Annotated in this window: 16 protein-coding genes; 7 read left to right on the forward strand and 9 right to left on the reverse strand. The window is 73.6% G+C overall.

Annotation, left to right across the window (positions count from 1 at the left end):
* Window positions 1-170 precede the first annotated feature (170 nt).
* Window positions 171-587, reverse strand: coding sequence for a zinc ribbon domain-containing protein (locus tag ACFZCP_RS19925; RefSeq protein WP_391428347.1), 417 nt, complete (start codon window positions 585-587; stop codon window positions 171-173).
* 184 nt (window positions 588-771) lie between these two features.
* Window positions 772-1,527: a TetR family transcriptional regulator gene (locus ACFZCP_RS19930; RefSeq protein ID WP_391428349.1), complete on the reverse strand. Its 756-nt coding sequence runs from the start codon at window positions 1,525-1,527 to the stop codon at window positions 772-774.
* A gap of 185 nt (window positions 1,528-1,712) precedes the next feature.
* Here ACFZCP_RS19930 and ACFZCP_RS19935 point away from each other — a divergent pair, with 185 nt between their 5' ends.
* The 3 genes from ACFZCP_RS19935 to ACFZCP_RS19945 all read left to right on the forward strand — a co-directional run bounded on the left by ACFZCP_RS19935 (window position 1,713) and on the right by ACFZCP_RS19945 (window position 3,903).
* Window positions 1,713-2,591 (forward strand): hypothetical protein, encoded by an 879-nt coding sequence (locus tag ACFZCP_RS19935; RefSeq protein WP_391428351.1) that lies wholly within the window; start codon window positions 1,713-1,715, stop codon window positions 2,589-2,591.
* A gap of 211 nt (window positions 2,592-2,802) precedes the next feature.
* On the forward strand, window positions 2,803-3,669 hold the full coding sequence (locus ACFZCP_RS19940) for a peptidoglycan-binding protein (RefSeq protein WP_391428353.1): 867 nt from the start codon (window positions 2,803-2,805) through the stop codon (window positions 3,667-3,669).
* A 69-nt stretch (window positions 3,670-3,738) separates the two neighbouring features.
* Window positions 3,739-3,903 (forward strand): hypothetical protein, encoded by a 165-nt coding sequence (locus ACFZCP_RS19945; RefSeq protein ID WP_391428356.1) that lies wholly within the window; start codon window positions 3,739-3,741, stop codon window positions 3,901-3,903.
* A gap of 55 nt (window positions 3,904-3,958) precedes the next feature.
* Here ACFZCP_RS19945 and ACFZCP_RS19950 read toward each other — a convergent pair whose 3' ends face one another.
* The 4 genes from ACFZCP_RS19950 to ACFZCP_RS19965 form a co-directional block, all read right to left on the reverse strand.
* Complete coding sequence (locus ACFZCP_RS19950; RefSeq protein WP_391428358.1) at window positions 3,959-6,361, reverse strand: SpoIIE family protein phosphatase; 2,403 nt, start codon at window positions 6,359-6,361, stop codon at window positions 3,959-3,961.
* A 100-nt stretch (window positions 6,362-6,461) separates the two neighbouring features.
* Entirely contained in the window at window positions 6,462-6,842 is a 381-nt protein-coding gene (locus ACFZCP_RS19955; RefSeq protein WP_362690172.1) for a hypothetical protein, read from the reverse strand.
* 474 nt (window positions 6,843-7,316) lie between these two features.
* On the reverse strand, window positions 7,317-8,234 hold the full coding sequence (locus tag ACFZCP_RS19960; protein ID WP_391428360.1) for an SIS domain-containing protein: 918 nt from the start codon (window positions 8,232-8,234) through the stop codon (window positions 7,317-7,319).
* Window positions 8,235-8,319: 85 nt separating this feature from the next.
* On the reverse strand, window positions 8,320-9,867 hold the full coding sequence (locus ACFZCP_RS19965; protein ID WP_391428941.1) for a phospholipid carrier-dependent glycosyltransferase: 1,548 nt from the start codon (window positions 9,865-9,867) through the stop codon (window positions 8,320-8,322).
* Window positions 9,868-10,578: 711 nt separating this feature from the next.
* On the opposite strand from ACFZCP_RS19965, the gene ACFZCP_RS19970 reads away from it, so the two are divergent.
* Window positions 10,579-12,408, forward strand: coding sequence for a hypothetical protein (locus ACFZCP_RS19970; protein WP_391428362.1), 1,830 nt, complete (start codon window positions 10,579-10,581; stop codon window positions 12,406-12,408).
* Here the strand turns inward: ACFZCP_RS19970 and ACFZCP_RS19975 are convergent.
* Entirely contained in the window at window positions 12,392-13,051 is a 660-nt protein-coding gene (locus tag ACFZCP_RS19975; RefSeq protein WP_391428364.1) for a nucleoside/nucleotide kinase family protein, read from the reverse strand. The two genes, ACFZCP_RS19970 and ACFZCP_RS19975, sit on opposite strands and share 17 nt — an antisense overlap.
* An 86-nt stretch (window positions 13,052-13,137) precedes the next feature.
* Between ACFZCP_RS19975 and ACFZCP_RS19980 the strand changes: the two genes are divergently transcribed.
* Together ACFZCP_RS19980 and ACFZCP_RS19985 are read left to right on the forward strand one after the other, a co-directional pair.
* A complete protein-coding gene (locus ACFZCP_RS19980; RefSeq protein WP_391428366.1) occupies window positions 13,138-13,878 on the forward strand; it encodes a beta-phosphoglucomutase family hydrolase in 741 nt (246 codons plus the stop codon).
* A complete protein-coding gene (locus ACFZCP_RS19985) occupies window positions 13,875-16,226 on the forward strand; it encodes a glycosyl hydrolase family 65 protein (protein ID WP_391428369.1) in 2,352 nt (783 codons plus the stop codon). Before ACFZCP_RS19980 ends, ACFZCP_RS19985 begins: the two co-directional genes overlap by 4 nt.
* 3 nt (window positions 16,227-16,229) lie before the next feature.
* Here the strand turns inward: ACFZCP_RS19985 and ACFZCP_RS19990 are convergent, their stop codons facing one another.
* A complete protein-coding gene (locus ACFZCP_RS19990; protein WP_391428371.1) occupies window positions 16,230-17,123 on the reverse strand; it encodes a M48 family metalloprotease in 894 nt (297 codons plus the stop codon).
* Window positions 17,120-17,503, reverse strand: coding sequence for a BlaI/MecI/CopY family transcriptional regulator (locus tag ACFZCP_RS19995; RefSeq protein ID WP_391428373.1), 384 nt, complete (start codon window positions 17,501-17,503; stop codon window positions 17,120-17,122). Before ACFZCP_RS19995 ends, ACFZCP_RS19990 begins: the two co-directional genes overlap by 4 nt.
* A gap of 245 nt (window positions 17,504-17,748) precedes the next feature.
* Between ACFZCP_RS19995 and ACFZCP_RS20000 the strand changes: the two genes are divergently transcribed.
* Window positions 17,749-18,006 carry a hypothetical protein gene (locus tag ACFZCP_RS20000; protein WP_391428375.1) on the forward strand — a complete coding sequence of 86 codons (258 nt, stop codon included), beginning with the start codon at window positions 17,749-17,751 and terminating at the stop codon, window positions 18,004-18,006.
* The last annotated feature ends 1 nt before the right edge of the window (window position 18,007 follow it).

The raw sequence follows: 18,007 nt of genomic DNA on the forward strand, positions 1-18,007 counted from the left end.
TGCCTGTGAAGTGCAAGTGATCGATCACACCGGGCACGAGAGCGCGGTCGGATGCGGTCAGGAGCGGTCGGGCAGGGTCAAGAATGGTCGGGCGTGGTCGGGTGAAGCCAGGTGCGGTCCGCGGGTCGCTGCCGATGTCCGCGCAGCTGCGGAGGGTTGTGCGATCGCCCTCAGGTCCAGGCCCGGAACGGCTCGTCCACCAGCTGGAAGACGGGCTCGCCCCGAACGGGGTCCTTGGCCGTGGACAGCCGGACCCGGTCTCCGCTGTGGATGCCGACGGGCGGCCCCATGACCCGGCCGCGGACGACGAACCCCTCGGCCATCTCGATCAACGACACATTGCGCGCCGCGGGTGTGTTGCGGTGGATCACGGTGGAGTGGCGGACCGTCCCGGTGCCCTCGCTGCGCTCCGTGCTCAGCTCACTGCCCTGACACACCGGACACAGCAGCCGGTGGTAGGTCGCCGTGCCGCACCAGCCGCAGCGCTGGTAGACGATGGCGTCCCTGGAGTCCGTGGAAGCGGGGTCGAGCACACCCGCCGCGGAGCCGGCCGCCGGATACGAGGTGCTTGCTGAGTGGTGGAACACGCTGGTCAACTCCCCTGCGCTCGGCCGGAATCCCACGTGCCGGGCGCGAGCCGCACACGCAGGTGCGCGGTGACCGGGCCACCGTGCACGCCGACAGAGTATGGCACTGAGTGTCACTCGTAAAGGCACTCCGTACCCCGAATCTGCGGAGGTCCGGTGAGGATGCGGTTCGCAGGGTGCGGTGTCAGGCGCGGCCGAGCGTGGTCTCGAACTCCTGCAGCACCCGCCACAGCGGGGCATCGCGGCGGGTGACGAGGACGACCACGTCGTCGGGGTGCTCGGCCCGCTCGCCGCCGGCCGCGGCGGGGCCGGCCTCGGGCAGGGGGGTGATGGCGCGGGGGTGGGCCGGCCGCCCGAAGGCGGCCTGTACGTATCCCAGGGCGTGGTCCACCGCCACGCCGGCGTCCCCCTTGCCGTCCGAACGCAGCCAGGAGCGCAGGGCGTTGTTGTGCGCGGCGACGACCGCGGCGGCGACCACGTCGGCCCGCAGCGTCCCGTCCGGCCGCCCGGCGAAGCGCCCGCGCAGATACGCGGCGAGCGCCCGCTCGTAGCGCCACACCACCGACAGTTCGTAGGCGCGCAGCCCTGGCACCTTCTTGGTCAGGCGGTAGCGCTGCACGGAGAAGGCCGGGTTCTCCGCGTACATCCGCAGCACCAGCCGGGCCGCGTCGCACACCCGCCGTACCGGCTCGTCGTCCTCGGCGCTCTCGGTGAGAAAGGTGCTCATGTCGGCGAGGCAGCGCTCGTGGTCGGGGAAGACCACGTCCTCCTTCGAGGGGAAGTAGCGGAAGAACGAGCGCCGCCCGACACCGGCCAGGGTCACGATGTCGTCCACGGTGGTCTGTTCGTACCCGCGTTCCAGGAAGAGCTGGAACGCCGCTGCGACCAGGGCGTCCCGCATCGGCGGCTTCGCGGCCGGTGCCGCGCTGCTGGAGCTCATGAACGGGAACGTAGCACCCGGCCGCCATCCCTGGCACTCGGTGCAGCAAGAGAGGGCTCGTGGGGGAACTGAGTGCAGTGGGAAACCGGTCCACCCGGCACGGGGCCCTGGGAACCGGGCCGGGGGAGGGGGGCGTCACCCTGCGGCGTAACCTTTCTGCACCCCAGCTGCGCGAGGAGTCCCGCATGTCCGCCGCCCGCCCCCGCATCCTCTACGTCACCGACCTGGCGTACCCGGCCCGCGGGCGCCGCTACGGCGACGAGGACGTCTTCCTGACCTCGCGTCTGCGGGAGCACTTCGACCTCGCCCTGTGCCATCCGCTGGACGCGGCCGCGCTCATGGACGGCTACGACGCGGTCGTGGTCCGCAACAGCGGGCCCGTCCTCGGCTACGCCCAGGAGTACGACGCCTTCCGTGCACGCGCCCTCGCGGGCGGCACCCCCGTGTACAACCCCCTCAGCGGCAAGGCGGACATGGCGGGCAAGCAGTACCTGCTCGACCTGAGTGCCGCCGGCTTCCCGGTCATCCCCACCGTCGACCGTGCCGAGGACCTGCACCGGCTGCCCGCGGCCGAACGGTACGTGGTCAAGCCCAAGCTCGGCGCGGACTCCCTCGGGCTGCGGATCCTCCCTGCCGACCAGCTCGCGGGCTTCGCCGGGATCAGCGACGGAAGCGTGCTGGTCCAGCCGTGCATCGACTTCGCCTACGAGGTGTCCTTCTACTTCGTGGACGACGACTTCCAGTACGCCCTCCACGCTCCCGACCCCGAGCGGCGCTGGGAGCTTCAGCCGTACCGGGCCACCGCCGCCGACCTGGAGTTCGCCCGGCGCTTCGTCGACTGGAACGGGCTCGTGCACGGCATCCAGCGCGTCGACGCCTGCCGTGTGCGGGACGGCGAGCTGCTCCTGGTCGAGCTGGAGGACCTCAATCCCTACCTGTCCCTGGACGCCCTCCCCGAGGAGGACCGGGACGCCTTCGTCACCGCCCTGACGGCGTCCCTCGCCCGGTTCGTCCACCAGGCGCACGGGGCCCGGGGAACGCAGGGGGCGCTCCTTTCGGCCTGACGGTGGCCGGGGCCCCGGCAAGTCGGCGGGCGTCGCTCCGGGGTTCGCCAGGGGCAGGTGTGTCGCTCCGCTGGTCGAGGACGGGGTGCTGCGCGGCGAGGACGGGAGCCGGAGCGGCAGCGGCGGACGGGCTGAACGGGTCCGCTTCGAGCGCCGTATCTCCTCACGGGAACCGCGCACTCCCGTTTCCGGGGGACGGAAGGAGAGCAGGGTGCCGACACCGCCCGATTCCGAAGAGCCCCGTTCCGGACCGGTCCTCGAACCGGTCCGGGTCCTGCGACTGCGCCACTTCGACGCCCTCGCCGAGCTGATGCGGGAGATGCGCCCGGAACCGGAGGCGTACGACTCGTTCGAATCGCCGCCGTCGCCGCCGTCGACGCTGTCCTCCCGGCAGTCCTCTCCGGCGCCTTCTCAGCAGTCCTCTCCGGCGCCCTCCCGGCCGTCCTCTCCGGCGCCCTCCCGGCGGCCCTCGTCATCGCCCTCTTCGCCGGATGTCCTCGCGGCGCGGGCACTGCGCACCGCCGAGGAGGAAACCCAGGAACTGCCGCCCGTCGCGGGCACCCGGCATCCCACCGGCCGGCCCGCCCAGGGGAATCCCCGCCAGGGTGCCGGGCTTCGCAGGACCGCCGTCGCCGTGGCCGTCGGCGCTGCCGCACTCCTCGGCTTCGCCTGTGCCCTCCTGCTCCCCGGCCGCCAGGAGGCCGGTGCGACCGCGGGCCCCTCCCGCCCCGCCACCTCGGCACCGCACGACGCCGCTCCGGCGGCCCCCGCCACCGGTACACCGCCCGACACGGCCCCGTCGGCCCCCGCCACCAGCCCGTCGGCCGATCCCGACGGAGCCGGCACCCTCCGTCAGGGCGACACCGGCCCCGATGTGGTCGACCTGCAGCAGCGCCTGCTGCGCATCCCCGACATCTACCGCGACGGTTCCACCGACGGCACCTACGACGCGGTCCTCACCGCGGCCGTGGCCCGCTTCCAGCTCTGGTACGGCATCAGCGGCGACGAGACCGGCGTCTACGGCAACGACACCCGGCGTGCGCTGGAGTCCCGGACGGGCCTCGTCGACGGCGGCTGATCACCTTGGTTCGAACACCCGGCAACGCCTCGGGAAAACCGGAGGTGCGGCCGGCCGCCGGGTCTCACCATGGGCAGTCACCCTGCGCTCGGCCGCAGGGTGCACCTCGCACCACGACCGAAGGCCACGCCGATGACCGGCTCCCGCATCCCGGGCCTGCTTGTGCCCGCCGTCTTCCTGCTCGCCCTGGTCGTCGGCGTCTGCTGGTATTGGCGACATCGCGACGACGACTGATGACGACGGATGACGGCGCGACGGATGACGGCGGACGACGGGCGGCGTGGTCCGGCTACTCCTCGTCCGGCGGCATCCGGATGTCCAGCACGCACACGTCGTCCCGCCGCTCGTCCGCGGGCAGCGTGGCGAGCAGCGCCTCCAGGGAACCGGCCCCGCCGCGAGAGTCCGCGCGGGCCGCGGCGGCCAGGCGCGCGAAGCCCGCATCGATGACCTCGCCGGGACGCTCCACCAGGCCGTCGGTGTACAGCACCAGCCGGTCCCCGGGTTCCAGGCGGAGCTCGGCCGACTCGAAGACGGGGTGCGCGGTGGCCCCGAGCAGTATGCCGCCGGGGCGGTCGAGGTAGCGCGCCTCGCCGCGGCGTACGAGCAGCGGCGGTGGGTGGCCGGCCTGGGCCCACGCGAGGACTCCGGTCCTCGGGTCGTAGCGGGCGAGGACCATGGTGGCGGTGGTCCGGCCGTCCCGCGAGTTCAGCAGCAGCCGGTTCAGCCGGGTGAGGGCGCCGGTCGGCGAGGAGCCCGTACTGACCATGCCCTTGGCGGTGAAACGGAGCTGGGCCATCGTCGCCACCGCGCCGATGCCGTGGCCCGCCACGTCGCCGACCACGAACAGCGCGGCGTCGTCGGCCAGTTCGACGGCGCTGAACCAGTCGCCGCCGACGTGGATGCCCGACTGGGAGGGCAGATAGGCGACTTCGACGCGCAGCCCGGCCAGCCGCACCGGCGTGCTGGGCAGCGGCAGCAGCGCGTGCTGCAGCCGGGCGGCGAGGGCCCGCTCGGCCTGCAGGATCCCGCGCTGCAGCAGCATGGCGCGCTCGCTCTCCACCAGCGCCAGCTCGGCGCTGCGCTGCGCGGTGAGGTCCTGCACGAAGCCGTGCACCTCGGCGGGGGTGCCGTCAGGTTCCGTCACGGCCTCGGCGACGATCCGCAGGTGCCGTACGCCCTCGGGTGCGCCGATGCGGAACGGGACGTCGAACGGCCGGGCTTGCCGGACGAGTGAGGCGATCGCGTCGGCCAGGATGCCCGCGTCGTCGGGCAGGACCAGATCGGGCAGCCGCTCCAGGCGGACCGGTCCGCGTGCGGGATCCAGCCCGAGCACGGCGTAGGTCTGCGCGGACCAGGAGATCTCCCCGGTGACCAGGTTCCAGTTGGCCCAGCCGAGGTTGCCGAGCCGTTGGACGTCGGCCAGCCGCCGCTCCTGGCGGTCCATGGTGTCGTGCCGCAGCCAGGTCACCAGCAGTCCCTTGCCCAGGGGCGCCGCCCGCACCGAGTAGGTGGCGGTCACGGGCACCCCGTCGGCGACGTCCTGGTAGGCGAACGGCTCGCTCTCGAACGGCACCCCGGTGATGAGCGCATCCAGGTAGCCGTGCCACAGCGGCTCGCCCGCGACGGAGGGGTAGCTCTCCAGAATGTGCGTGCCCACCATGTCCCGTCCGGTCCGGCCGAACACGTCGACCGCGTCGGGGGTGGCGGCGTCGATGCGGTAGTCCGCCACCTCGCCGGAGGCGGCACGCAGCGGGGTCAGCAGGATCACCGCTCCCGGCAGGGCGTCGAGCATGCTCTGCACGGTCTGGGCGAAGTCGTCCTCGGGTTGTTCCGGCGGGGCGTCGAAGGCCCGCAGCCGGCCCGCGCACAGCCGCGCCACGGCCCGCAGCAGTTCCCGCTCGCGCGGGGCGAACGCCCCGTCACGGCGGCGCAGCACGCCGAGGGCGAAGTCGGCGGCGTCCCCGCCGGGCACGGGCAGCCAGGCCCGTGACGGCCATCGCTCGGGCGGGTCACCGATCAGGAGGTAGTCCTGCCGGTCCGCGGCGAGGTCCTCCAGCCAGCGCGGCTCGCCCACCGCCAGCGCACCGAGCGGGGCGACGCCGCTCAGGGGCGCCATCCGGTGCCAGCGCAGGGCGAAGGCCCTGCCGATGCCGGCGTGCCCGATCAGTTCGAGCCCGCCGTCGCGCAGCCGCTCGTACAGCAGCACGGCGCTCGCGCCCGCCTCGGGCCCCAGGTGATCCAGCAAGCATCCGGCGAGTTCCTGCGCGGAGCCGACCCGGACCAGGTCGCGGCCGATGCGGCCGAGCAGCTCCGCGAGGTCGTCGGTGCCGGCGGGCGGGGTCTCCCAGGCGGCCGGGGGCGGTGCGGCACCGGGTTGCGCTGTCCCGGGGGCCTGTTCACGCGACGGGAGGAGGGCACCCAGTGTGAGCCAGCACTCCTCCAGCAGCGTGCGGTTGCCGGCCTTCGCGCGCTGGGCCAGCTCGTCGTGGGCGGCGTCGGGGGAGCAGCCGGTCCTCGCCATCAGCGCGCCCTTGGCGCGCTCCAGGACAGCCGAGACCGCGGCCGTGTCCCGCAGTCGCTCCATCTCGGCGCGCTGCCGGGCCACCACCTTGGCCAGCGCCGCCGGATCGGCGCCGGCACCGGGGTCCGCGGGACGCGCGGGCTCGCTCGTCACGCGACGAGCATGGCACATCCCGGCCCGTTCGATCACCCGTCTGCCACGTCGGGATCGCCGCACACGAGCGGTGGGCACGGGTGGTGGGCACGGGCGACCGGCACGGCGGTCCGCAGGGTCAGCGGCCGGCGCCGCGTCCGGCCATGGCGTCGCTGACGGCGCGCACGCTGCGCGCGATGTGCTGGAGCTGCAGCAGTTCGGCCGCGTACAGCTTGATCGTGTGCTCGATGACGGACTCGGGCAGGCCGAGCATGGGCAGCTCGGCGCGGGCCGTCTGCAGTGCTGTCCGTGCCACCCGGATCTCCTGCTGGACCTGGATCTGCGCGTGCCGGGCGAGCAGCACGGGATGCCGTATCAGCGCGGGGTAGCTGGCGTAGCGCGCCGGGATCAGATCGCGCAGCCACTTGGCCGCCGAGCGTTCCCAGTCGTAGCTGCCCGGCGTCTTGACCTGACAGGGCCAGTCGGGGCTGATGCGCGTGGTGGTCAGGGGCATGTTCATCGCTTCCGGTGTGCGGGCGTCGTGAGGGTGGTCCGACGATTGGGGCGGCCCCGGTCTAGGGGATGACCGGGGCCGCCACGGGCGCATCGCCTGGGCGGTGCGCCACCGAACACCCCGAGCGCCGCAGCGGGTAGGAAACGGCGGCTTGGGGCGTCCGTGCGGGGACCCCGGGCGTCGGGGGCCGGCGCGGCGGGCGGGCTTGCGTGCGCATGGCGGTCCGTCGGCTTTCTCGGGGCGGTGCGCGGGAGGTGAACCCGCAGGTGCGGAACGTGCCCGGAGCGGGTCGGGTGCGATCCGTGAGCAGTATTTATATATGCCGTCCTGTTTGCAAGACGTATGAAAACATTCATGCGCGAAATGCGGTGAATGATCCCCGGTTGGCGAATGATCCCCGTGGGCGCGGCCCGGGGCAGCAAGAACTGCGGGGAGGATCCGCCACGGCGAAAGGATCACTCACCCAGAGGGAACGGCGGATCAGTCCCGGAGGAAGAACTGGTGCTGGTCGGCCACCTGCTCGTACTTCTCCAGGCGTGCCTGGGTGCGCTCCGGGTCGGCGTCGGTCATGGCCTGCAGCAGCGCCGCGGTCAGCACACCGGAGGCCGCGTAGGAGTCGAAGACCAGCCGGGAACCGGTGCCGGTGGCGAAGGTGACGTCGGCCTCGTCGGCCAGCGGGCCCAGCGCCAGATCGGTGATCAGCGCGACCTTCAGGCCGGCGCCGCGCGCCACCCGCAGCGCGGTGAGCGTCTCCTGTGCGTGCCGCGGCATGGCGAACGCCAGCACCCAGGTGCCGCCGGCCTCGCGCGACTGCAGCAGCGCGTCGTAGGCCACGCTGCCGCCCCGCGTCACCAGCCGCACGTCGGGATGGATGCGGCGGGCGGCATAGCCGAAGTACTCGGCCAGCGACACGGAGATGCGTAGTCCCAGCACGGTCAGCGGGGTGGAGCGGGACAGGGCGCGGCCGGTGCGGATGACCCGGTCGGGGTCGGCGAAGTCGCGGCGCAGGTTCTCCAGGTTCTGGATCTCGGCGTCGACGGCCGCCTGGAGCTCGTTGGCGCGGTTCTCCTCGCCGGGACCGCCGGCCAGGGTGCTCAGCGCGATCGACTGGAGCTTTTCCCGCAGCGCCGGGTAGCCGCTGAAGCCGACCGCGGCGGCGAAGCGCGTGACGGAGGGCTGGCTGACCCCGACCCGGTCCGCCAGCTCGGTGATCGACAGGAAAGCCGCCTCGGTGATGTGCTCGATCAGGTACTGGGCGACCCGCCGCTGCCCCGGGGACAGCCGCGGCCCGTCGAAGAGTTCCCTGAGCTGGGAGGTCGGTGCCGCCTCGGCCTCCGGCCCGGTCCTGCCCGAGGTGATCGCTGATGCCTGGGCGCGTGCCTGCTGAGGCGAGGGCACCGGCCCGGCTCCTTTGTCTCCCACGACCACTCAACATAGCTCACCGACCGCGGTGACCAGGGGCTGTGACGACGGGCCGGCAGGCTCATCGCCGGTACAGAGTGATCGAATGGCCCACCTGATCGACCGGACGGCTCGTGTCGATCAATTCGGCCAGTTCGCCCCGTGCCTTGGCGGCCGCGGAGTCCGACACGACGAGCAGCCCGTGCACCCGGTCCGGCGTCACCCTGCGCGGATCGGAGGCGTGGATGCCGTAGTACGACGGCACACCGCTGCCCTTGTAGACCAGCCACACCCTCTCGCCCCGGTACCGCTGCCGCAGGCGGTCGGCCAGCCGGCCCAGGTCCTGCCCCCAATCCACGTTGGAGTCGTGCAGCAGCCGGTGGGTGGCTGCCGGCCCGCCGAACGCCTCGTTGGCGTACGGCAGGTAGTACGGGAACGTCCGCAGCGAGCTCACCGCCACCCACAGCACCAGCAGCCCCGTCAGCACCTGCGTCCACCGCACGCGCAGGGCGAGCACAGCGGCTCCCGCCACCGCGAGGAACATCGGCACGAACAGCGCGTACCGCGTCCCGAAGTCCCGCGAACCCGTCATCGCCGCCGCCAGCAGTACCACGGTCGGCAGCAGCAGATACGGCGCCGCGGGCCGCAGCCGGCGTACCGCCACGGTCGCGACGACGCCCGCCGCGCCCAGCGCGAGCAGTCCGAGCGGCGTCTTCACCAGCAGCGCGGCCGGCAGGTAGTACCAGAGCGAGCCCGTGTACAGGTGCCCGAACAGATAGCCCTGCCAGGGATAGTCCTCCAGCCCGAACTGCACCCGCATCCCGGCCCGGTAGGCCCGCGGCAGGGGCAGCAGATCCGTCAGGCGCCCGCGCAGCCCGTGCACCGCCGGCACCGGCTCGGCGGGCACGAACCGCAGCCGTGGATCGACCGCCAGATACGCGGCCCAGACGACGGCGACGGCGACCAGCGCCACGACCGCCGCCCACCCGAGTCCGAGGAGTACCCGCCTGCGCCGGTCGGCACCGCCCAGGGGACCCCACACCGACACCACCGCGAGCAGCATCACCACGGGCACGGCCGGCAGTGCGCTCATCTTGGTCGCCACGGCCGCCCCGAGCGCCGCCCCGGCGAGCGGCACGTACGGCAGCGGCCGCCGCCGGGCCCGCCACACCAGCCAGGCCGACGTCAGTACGAAACCGGCCTCCGGCGCGTCCAGCGTGGCCAGCGAGCCGTGCGCGATCACATCCGGGGAGAAGGCGTACAGCGCCAGCGCCACCAGCCCGCCCGCCCCGCCGACCACGTCACGCCCGAACGCGAACACGACCAGCCCGAACAGCAGGGTCAGCACGATCACCGGGAGCCTTGCCCACAGCATCAGCCGCCAGGGGCCGTTGCCCGACTCGTACAGCAGATGCCGGCCCACCTCGCCCTGGGTGCCGGTGTACGACGGGTCGTAGTGCGGTCCGGCCACCGCCACGCCGGCCGCGATGAGCAGCTTGCCGAGCGGAGGGTGCTCGGGGTTGTAGCGCAGCCGGTGCTCGTGCAGATAGTCGGTGGCCGTCGCCACGTACACGGGTTCGTCGATGGTGGGGGTCTGACGGACGGCCGTGGTGACCATCGCGGCGGCCATCTGGGCCAGCAGCAGCGCCACCAGGAGCGGCACCAGCCATCGCCGCCGGCGACGCAGTGCCGCAGACAGCCGTGCCCGTGGCGATCCCGGCCCGGGCCCTGCGGGACCCGCAGCGGGGGCCTCGGGCGCCAGGACCGTCTGCCCGGCCAGGACCGCCTGCCCTGCCCGGCCCGTCTGCCCTGCCCGGTCCGACCGTTCGACGGGACCTGGCTGTTCGATGCGGCCTGCCCGGTCGATGCCGTCCGCGGGGACCGCTGCGTCCGCTCGACGCGCGGGGTCCGCCCACCCCGCTGCGTCCGCCCGGTCCGTGGGCACCGTGTGCTGTTCGCGCGCCATCATCCGCCCCGCGGTGGCACCGGCCGCTCGGTACGGGAACGGTCGGGGACCCGATCACGGTCCCGCCGTCGCACCGCTCCCGTCGCCCTGGGCGTCGCCGCTGCACGAGTCGTACCGGCAGACCTTCTGCCGTACAGACGGGTACGGCCCGCAACGCGTGAGGGTTCACCGCGACGCGGCCGAACCGCCGGGGCCGCCCGGGCACGTCGCGCACCGCAGGTCGCGGGCCGGTCCCCACACGGCCGCGCGCCTCGAAGCCGCGCGATGTTCGCCAGGCCGACACTCGCCCTCCTTGTGGCCCTCATCTGCTTCCTCATCTTCCGGAACAGGCTGGTGGAAGGATTGGCGACCACCGCATCGAAGGGCTGATCACGCATGCATCTGCCCCACCAGCGCCGCCCGTTGCACGACCTGCCGGACACCCCGCAGGCCTACGACGCCGTCCTCTCCGACGTCACCGAGCAGGCCCTCGCCCGTCTCACGCCCGAGGGCAGCCTCGAACACCCCGACGCCCACGACGACATCGGCGACACCTCCCTCGGCATCACCTCCCTGCTCGCCCTCGCCTGGCAGCGCGGCAAGGACCCGCGGCTGCCGGAGGCGGTGCGCCGCAGCCTCGCCTTCCACCTGCGCGAGCGCGTCCACACCCGGGACAACCCCGGCTACCCGAACCTGCGCGTCACCGACTCGGGTCTGCCGCACGCCCGCTACGTGCGGGAGGCGGGCGCGCACCCCATCGGCGACTGGCCCAGCACGGTGTGGGCGCTGCTCCAGGCGGTCAACGTCCTCGACGCAGCCGACGGCCTCCTCGGCGACGACCAGCGCACCGCGCTCACGCGCGCGGCACACGGCCACTGGCGCTGGCTGACCGAGGCGACCTTCTTCAACCCGCAGGAGGCGGGCAACCAGGCCATCGGCTGCGTGGTCGGCGGTCTGATGCTGGCCCGCCATCTGCCCGGCGACCGCGGCGAGCCGGTCCGCTCCCGCGCGCTCGCCCTGTACACCGAGGAGATCCACGACCGGCGGATCCCCGACCGGGGCGCCCTGCTGCCGCCCGAGCACGGCGGGGCGTACGACAACAACTACGGCCCGATCTCCCTGTCCTTCCTCGCCCAGGCCCACCGGATCAGCGGTGAGGAGGTGTTCGCCGAGGACGGCGACACGCTCGCCCGCTACCTCGACGCCCGTCTGACCAGCGGCGGCTTCGACATCGGCGGCCCCCGCTACGGCGAACAGCACTCCGGTTTCGAATCCGTGCTGGGCCTGCGGTACTTCGGCCGGCGCACCGGCACCGACCTGGGCCGCTACCGGGGCGACACCCTCTGGGGCCGGCACGCCGTCCAGCGGGACGGCCGGATCGACGGGCACTTCGCCTTCATGCTGGTCTGGCAGATCCAGGACACGACCCGCTGGCACCGCACCCCTGCCACCGTCCCGGTGCGCCACCAACTGCGCTCCGGCACGGTCTCCGTGGCCTTCGACGGCCGGATGACCCCCTCGCTCATCGAGGCGGCGGGCACCTACTACCTGCCCGCGGCCGTGCGCCGCCGGCACGGGTTCGGTCCGGTGACGGACGGGTTCCTGCTGTGCCGTCCGATGGGCGAGGTGCGCGTCAGGGACGTCCGCGCCCACGGGCTCGCGGCCAAGCTGGTCACCCAGCCGGTCGTCGGCCGCGACCATGTGCTGCGGCACGTGCGGTCGTTGTACGTCACCGACGGCACCGCCCTGTGGGTGACGGTCGCGGTCGAGCGGCTCGGCGGGGCGCCCTACCTGCTGTCCGGGCTGCCGTACGCGGCCGACGACGGGGACCGGGTGCGCCGCGTTGCCGAGGGCGAGGTCGCCTCGGCGGGCACGCTGCGCCTGGTCCATCCCACGGAATCGGGCCCCGACCACTTCGACGCGCGCGCCGAACTCACCCAGGAACAGGCTGCGTTCGCGCTCGCCGCCGATCCGCGTGGTTACGGCAACCCCGACGAAGGCTGGCGCCACCTGGTCGGCTCCAGCGCGCTGGAGGCCGGTCCGGCACCGGGCACCCCGGAGGGGCTGCACGTGTTCGCCGTACGATACGGACCGGGTGGGGCCTTCGCGCCCCTCCTGGAGAACGGCGAGCAGGGGCTGACGGTTCGCACCGAGGCGTTCACCGCCGTGCTCGGGGATCCGGCGGGCGACGCCTCCGGCGAACCCGGTCTCACGCTGAACGTCTGAGCAGGGGCAGCGCGCCGGGCGGTACCACCAGGTCCGCCCGCTCCCGCGTCGTCTCGATCAGCTCGGCGTTGCGCTGGTCCGTCCCCAGCACCCAGGCCACGGCCGCCTCATGGCCCTTGCCGAACTCCTCGTGCCGGGCGACGAGCCGCCGGATCCGCTCCTCCTCGTCGAGCGCGCAGAACCAGACCTCGTCCAGCAACGGCCGCACCCGCGCCCATGAACCCTGCGCCAGGAGAAGGTAGTTGCCCTCGGTCACCACCAGCCGGGCGGCCGGCTCCACCGGGATCGCGCCCGCGAGGGGCTGCTCCAGCACCCGCTCGAACCCCGGCGCGTACACCACCTCGTCCCCCTCCTCGCGCAGCCTGCGCAGCAGCGCCGCGTACCCGGCCGCGTCGAAGGTGTCCGGCGCGCCCTTGCGGTCCCGCCGGCCCAGCCGGTCCAGTTCGGCGTCGGCCAGATGGAAACCGTCCATGGGGACGTGCGCCACCCAGGGCGGGCCGTCGGCGTTCAGGGTGCGCACCAGGTGCTCGGCGAGCGTGGACTTGCCCGCGCCGGGGCTGCCCGCGATCCCGAGCAGCGCACGCCGTTCGTCCCGGGCGAGAGCGCGGGCACGGGTGAGGAGGTCGTCGAAGGTCAGCGGCACACAGCAGAGTGTGTCACCCGCAGTTGCCCTCCAGTGTGGCGCGCGCCACTCACTGGAAGCGGCCCGGCGGGGGAACAGTGCTGGGTATGACTGAGCTCGGTCTGCCCGACACCATCCTGGCCTGTCTCTTCGACCTCGACGGGGTCGTCACCAAGACGGCCGTCGTGCACGCGGCCGCCTGGAAGGAGACCTTCGACGCGTTCTTGCGTGACTACGACGGCGCCCAGGGGCGGCCCTTCGACGAGATCGCCGAGTACGACGAGTACGTCGACGGACGCCCGCGCGCCGACGGCGTGCGCGCCTTCCTCGCCTCGCGCGGCATCCGTCTGCCCGAGGGCACCCCCGGCGACCCGCCCGACGCCCGAAGCGTCCACGGCCTGGGCAACCGCAAGAACGACCTGCTCCTGGAGAAGATCCGCACCGGCGGTGTCGAGGCCTACGACGGCACCCTGCGCTATCTGGAGGCCGTCCGCGCGCACGGCCTGCGCACCGCGATCGTCTCCTCCAGCGCCAACTGCCGGGACGTGTTGCGGGCCGTCGGCGCCGAGCACTTCTTCGACGTGCGGATCGACGGCGTGGTCGCCGCAGAGCGCAACCTGCCGGGCAAGCCGCACCCCGACACCTTCCTGGCCGCCGCCCGCGACCTGGGCGTCGAGGCGGCACGGGCGGCCGTCTTCGAGGACGCGCTGGCGGGCATGGAAGCGGGCCGCGCGGGCGGCTTCGGACACGTCGTCGGCGTCGACCGCACAGGCCAGAGCGAGGCGCTGTACGCGCACGGCGCGAGCATCGTCGTCAAGGATCTCGCCGAGCTGGGAGGCAAGCGGTGATCACCCACCGGTCGTACACGGTCGAGCCCTGGACCGTGCGCGAGACGGAGCTGAACCTCGACGTCCTCGCCCAGAGCGAGTCGGTGTTCGCGCTCTCCAACGGACACGTCGGCTGGCGCGGCAACCTGGACGAGGGCGAGCCCCACGGCCTGCCCGGCAGCTACCTCAACGGAGTGCACGAGGTGCACCCGCTGCCCTACGCCGAGGCGGGCTACGGCTATCCGGAGTCCGGGCAGACGGTCATCGACGTCACCAACGGCAAGATCCTGCGCCTGCTGGTGGACGACGAGCCGTTCGACCTGCGCTACGGCCGGCTCGTCAGCCACGAGCGTGTGCTGGACCTGCGCCGCGGGGTGCTGGAGCGGACCTGCGAGTGGACGTCCCCGGCCGGCTCCACGGTCCGGGTGCGCTCCACCCGCCTGGTCTCGCTGACCCAGCGGGCGGTGGCCGCCGTGGCGTACGAGGTGGAGGCCGTCGGCGGCCGCAGCCGGGTGGTGATCCAGTCGGAGCTGGTCGCCAACGAGCAGCTGCCCGACTCGAACGGCGACCCGCGTGCCGCGATGGCGCTCCAGTCGCCGCTGGAGCAGGAGGACCACCTCGCCTCCGGCAACCGGCTGCGGCTGGTGCACCGCACCCGGCGAAGCGGCCTCAGGGTCGCCGTCGCCGCCGACCATGTGGTCAGCGGGCCGGGGCGCACCACGACCCGCAGCGAGAGCGGCACCGACGTGGCCCGGCTGACCGTCACCTCCGTGCTGGAGCTGGGGCAGAAGCTCAGGGTGGAGAAACTGGTCGCGCACGGCTGGTCCGGCACCCGCTCCCTGCCGGCGATGGCCGACCAGGTCGACGCCGCCCTCGCCGCCGCCGCGCACGACGGCTGGCAGGGGCTGCTGGCCGACCAGCGGGCCTGCCTGGACGACTTCTGGGCCCGCGCGGACGTCGAGGTGGACGGCGACGAGGAGATCCAGCAGGCCGTACGGTTCGCCCTCTTCCACGTCCTGCAGGCCGGGGCCCGCGCCGAACAGCGCGCGATACCGGCCAAGGGGCTGACCGGCTCCGGCTACGACGGGCACGCCTTCTGGGACACCGAGATGTTCGTGCTGCCCGTGCTCACCCACACCGCCCCCGCGGCCGTCGCCGAGGCGCTGCGCTGGCGGCACAACACCCTGGACGCGGCCCGCGAGCGCGCCGCGCAGCTCGGGCTCGGCGGGGCCGCGTTCCCCTGGCGGACCATCCAGGGCTCGGAAGGATCGGCGTACTGGCCGGCCGGCACCGCGGCCTTCCACGTCAACGCCGACATCGCCGACGCGGTCGTCCGCTACGTCGAGGCCACCGGCGACACGCACTTCGAGCGTGAGGCAGGCGTGGAACTGCTGGTGGAGACCGCCCGCCTGTGGCGGTCGCTCGGCCACCACGACCACCACGGCGTCTTCCACATCGACGGTGTCACCGGCCCCGACGAGTACAGCGCCGTCGCCGACGACAACACCTACACCAACCTCATGGCCCGTCAGAACCTGCTGTCCGCCGCCGACGCCGTCCTGCGGCACCCGGGGGAGGCGGAGCGCCTCGGCGTGGACGAGGAGGAGAGCGCCGCCTGGCGGGACGCCGCCGAGGCCATGCACGTCCCCTACAACGACGAACTCGGCGTCCACGAACAGCACACCGGATTCACCCGCTACCAGCGCTGGGACTTCGAGGGCACCCGCCCCGACCAGTACCCGCTGCTGCTGCACTTCCCCTACTTCGACCTCTACCGCAAACAGGTCGTCAAGCAGGCCGACCTGGTGCTGGCCATGTACACCTGCGGCACCCACTTCGACGACGAGCAGGTCGCCCGCAACTTCGCCTACTACGAGCCGCTGACCGTACGCGACTCCTCCCTGTCCGCCTGCTGCCAGGCCGTGATCGCGGCCCAGGCGGGGCATCTGGGGCTCGCCCACGCCTACACGGCCGAGGCAGCCCTGATGGATCTTCAGGACCTGGAGCACAACACCCGCGACGGACTGCACATCGCGTCGCTGGCCGGCACCTGGATGGCGCTGGTGGCAGGGTTCGGCGGGATGCGCCGTGCCACCGGGGACACGGCCGGGCTGCGCTTCGCGCCCCGCCTCCCGGAACGGCTGCGTCGGCTCGCCTTCCACCTGCAGTTCCGCGGACGCCGCCTGCGGGTGGAGATCGCCGCGGACAAGGCCTCGTACACGCTGCTGGACGGGGAGCCGCTCACGGTGCACCACCACGGCGAGCCGCTGACGGTGAGCACCGACGAACCCGCCGTCCGCTCCGTCCCGCCGATCGGCCCCCGCCCGGCTCCCGAGCAGCCCGAGCACCGGGCCCCGAACACCGGCTGAGCCTCAGGACAGCACCCCGAAGAGCAGACCCAGCAGATCGCCCGTCGCGTCCGCGGCGAGCAGCGCCGGCAGGGCGCCCAGGGCGAGAACGGCCGTCGCCGCGGACCACAGCTGCGGCGGCGGGCTCACCTGGAGCGCGGCGATCCGGCGGGTGACGGCACGGTCGGTGAAGTGCAGGGCGCACGCCGTGCGGGCCCGGCCGGCGCTCAACGCGGCACGGGCCAGGGCGCGCGCGGTGGCCCGCCGGTCCCCGACGGCGGCCGCCGCCTGTTCGTCGGCCCAGCGCTCCACCAGGAAGACCACGGCCGAACGGACCGGTGAGAGCAGCGGGTTGGCCGCCGCGGCCAGCGTGGCCGCCGTCACCAGCGGCCCGTGCCGGTGCGCCAGATGCGCGCGCTCGTGGGCGAGCAGCACCCGCCGCTCGCCCGGCTCCAGCGCGCTCAGCATCGCGGAGGTGACCAGGATCCGGCCCGGGCGGCCCGGAATCGCGAAGGCCTGTGGCACCTCGGAGGCGGCGACGATCAGCTCCGTGTCCGCGGGCTGCTCCGCGCACAGCCGCCGGAGGGCCCGCCGGGTGCGCCGCTCGGCGCGCACCGTCCGCTGCACCCGCCACACGACGACGGCCAGCGCCACACCCGCGGCGACGCCGACCAGTTCCGGCACCGGGTCCACCAGCCGCCGCCCGTTCTCGCGGGCCTCGCGGACCACGGGCGGCGCATCCCCGAGCAACGCGGCCACCAGGAGGATCAGCGTCCAGGTCGTGGCCGCGGCGGTCACCACGGCCGCCGACGTCAGCACGCGCGCGGCGAGCGCGGGGGCCACCCGGCCCGCGAGCACCGGGGCGACGACGGACAGCAGCAACGACAGCACCAGCGGGGTGTACACGTCGAACCTCATGGGCCGCCTCCGGCGAGCAGTTCGCGCAGCGCCCGCTCCTCCTCGGGGCTCAGCCCGGTCACGAACTGATGGAGCGCCGCGATCGGGTCCGGGCCCCGGTCCAGGGCCTCGTGCATCGCCTGGGCGGTCAGCTCCGCCGCGTTCTTCGCCGGCCGGTACGCGCCCCGGCGCCCGTCGGCGTCGCGCAGCACGAGCCCCTTGTCGAACAGCCGCTTGAGGATGGTGTGGACCGTGTTGTAGGCGAGCCCGCCGCCGATCTCGGCCTGGATCTCCGCCGGGGTGAGCGGCCGTTCGGTGGCCCAGAGGGCGGCCAGCACCTCGCTCTCCAGCGCCCCGGCGCTACGCCGCTCCACTCTGCCGCGGGACCCTGTGCCAGCCATGCCCCAACCTTACAGCGCGTAGGGGCTTGGGCCGGATGGCCCACCGTCCCGGCGGAGAGCCTCGATCCGCGGTGATTCAGGCCTGTTTGCCGTGGCTGCCGCCCTTGCTCGTGACGCGCAGCACCCCGACACACTACAAGCTGTAGGTTATGTGGGGCCCTACATGGCGTAGGGTCTCGCGGGCGGTGGGAGCAGGGAGGTGACGATGGCAGGCAGCACGCGCGCCACGGCCGACCCGGCTTCGCGTGAGCGCCCTCACGGGGCGCGGAGCGGCACCCGTGCGCGGGGCCATCCCGGTGGCGTTCCGCGCAGACCGTTCCCCGGGAGCGACGAACGGGGACAACGCCAACAGCACGGCACCGGCCGTCGCCGGCACCGCCCGCGGCACCCCGCCGGCCGCCCCGGCGCCGCACGGCTCCCGGCCGCCCGGGCATGCCCGGCACCGGCCGACCGCGCCGCTCGACGACCTGCGCGCCGACGCCGCACCGGGGGCCGGTTCCTGAC

It is taken from the genome of Streptomyces sp. NPDC007971, assembly GCF_042958635.1.
Taxonomy (GTDB): Bacteria; Actinomycetota; Actinomycetes; order Streptomycetales; family Streptomycetaceae; genus Streptomyces.

What these genes read in the sequence shown, in the direction of transcription:
- ACFZCP_RS19930 (WP_391428349.1), bottom strand. Translation starts at nt 1,527, where the DNA reads ATGAGCTCCAGCAGCGCGGCACCGGCCGCGAAGCCGCCGATGCGGGAC.
- ACFZCP_RS19935 (WP_391428351.1), top strand. Translation starts at nt 1,713, where the DNA reads ATGTCCGCCGCCCGCCCCCGCATCCTCTACGTCACCGACCTGGCGTAC.
- ACFZCP_RS19945 (WP_391428356.1), top strand. Translation starts at nt 3,739, where the DNA reads ATGGGCAGTCACCCTGCGCTCGGCCGCAGGGTGCACCTCGCACCACGA.
- ACFZCP_RS19950 (WP_391428358.1), bottom strand. Translation starts at nt 6,361, where the DNA reads ATGTGCCATGCTCGTCGCGTGACGAGCGAGCCCGCGCGTCCCGCGGAC.
- ACFZCP_RS19955 (WP_362690172.1), bottom strand. Translation starts at nt 6,842, where the DNA reads ATGAACATGCCCCTGACCACCACGCGCATCAGCCCCGACTGGCCCTGT.
- ACFZCP_RS19965 (WP_391428941.1), bottom strand. Translation starts at nt 9,867, where the DNA reads ATGGCCGCCGCGATGGTCACCACGGCCGTCCGTCAGACCCCCACCATC.
- ACFZCP_RS19970 (WP_391428362.1), top strand. Translation starts at nt 10,579, where the DNA reads ATGCATCTGCCCCACCAGCGCCGCCCGTTGCACGACCTGCCGGACACC.
- ACFZCP_RS19980 (WP_391428366.1), top strand. Translation starts at nt 13,138, where the DNA reads ATGACTGAGCTCGGTCTGCCCGACACCATCCTGGCCTGTCTCTTCGAC.
- ACFZCP_RS19990 (WP_391428371.1), bottom strand. Translation starts at nt 17,123, where the DNA reads ATGAGGTTCGACGTGTACACCCCGCTGGTGCTGTCGTTGCTGCTGTCC.
- ACFZCP_RS19995 (WP_391428373.1), bottom strand. Translation starts at nt 17,503, where the DNA reads ATGGCTGGCACAGGGTCCCGCGGCAGAGTGGAGCGGCGTAGCGCCGGG.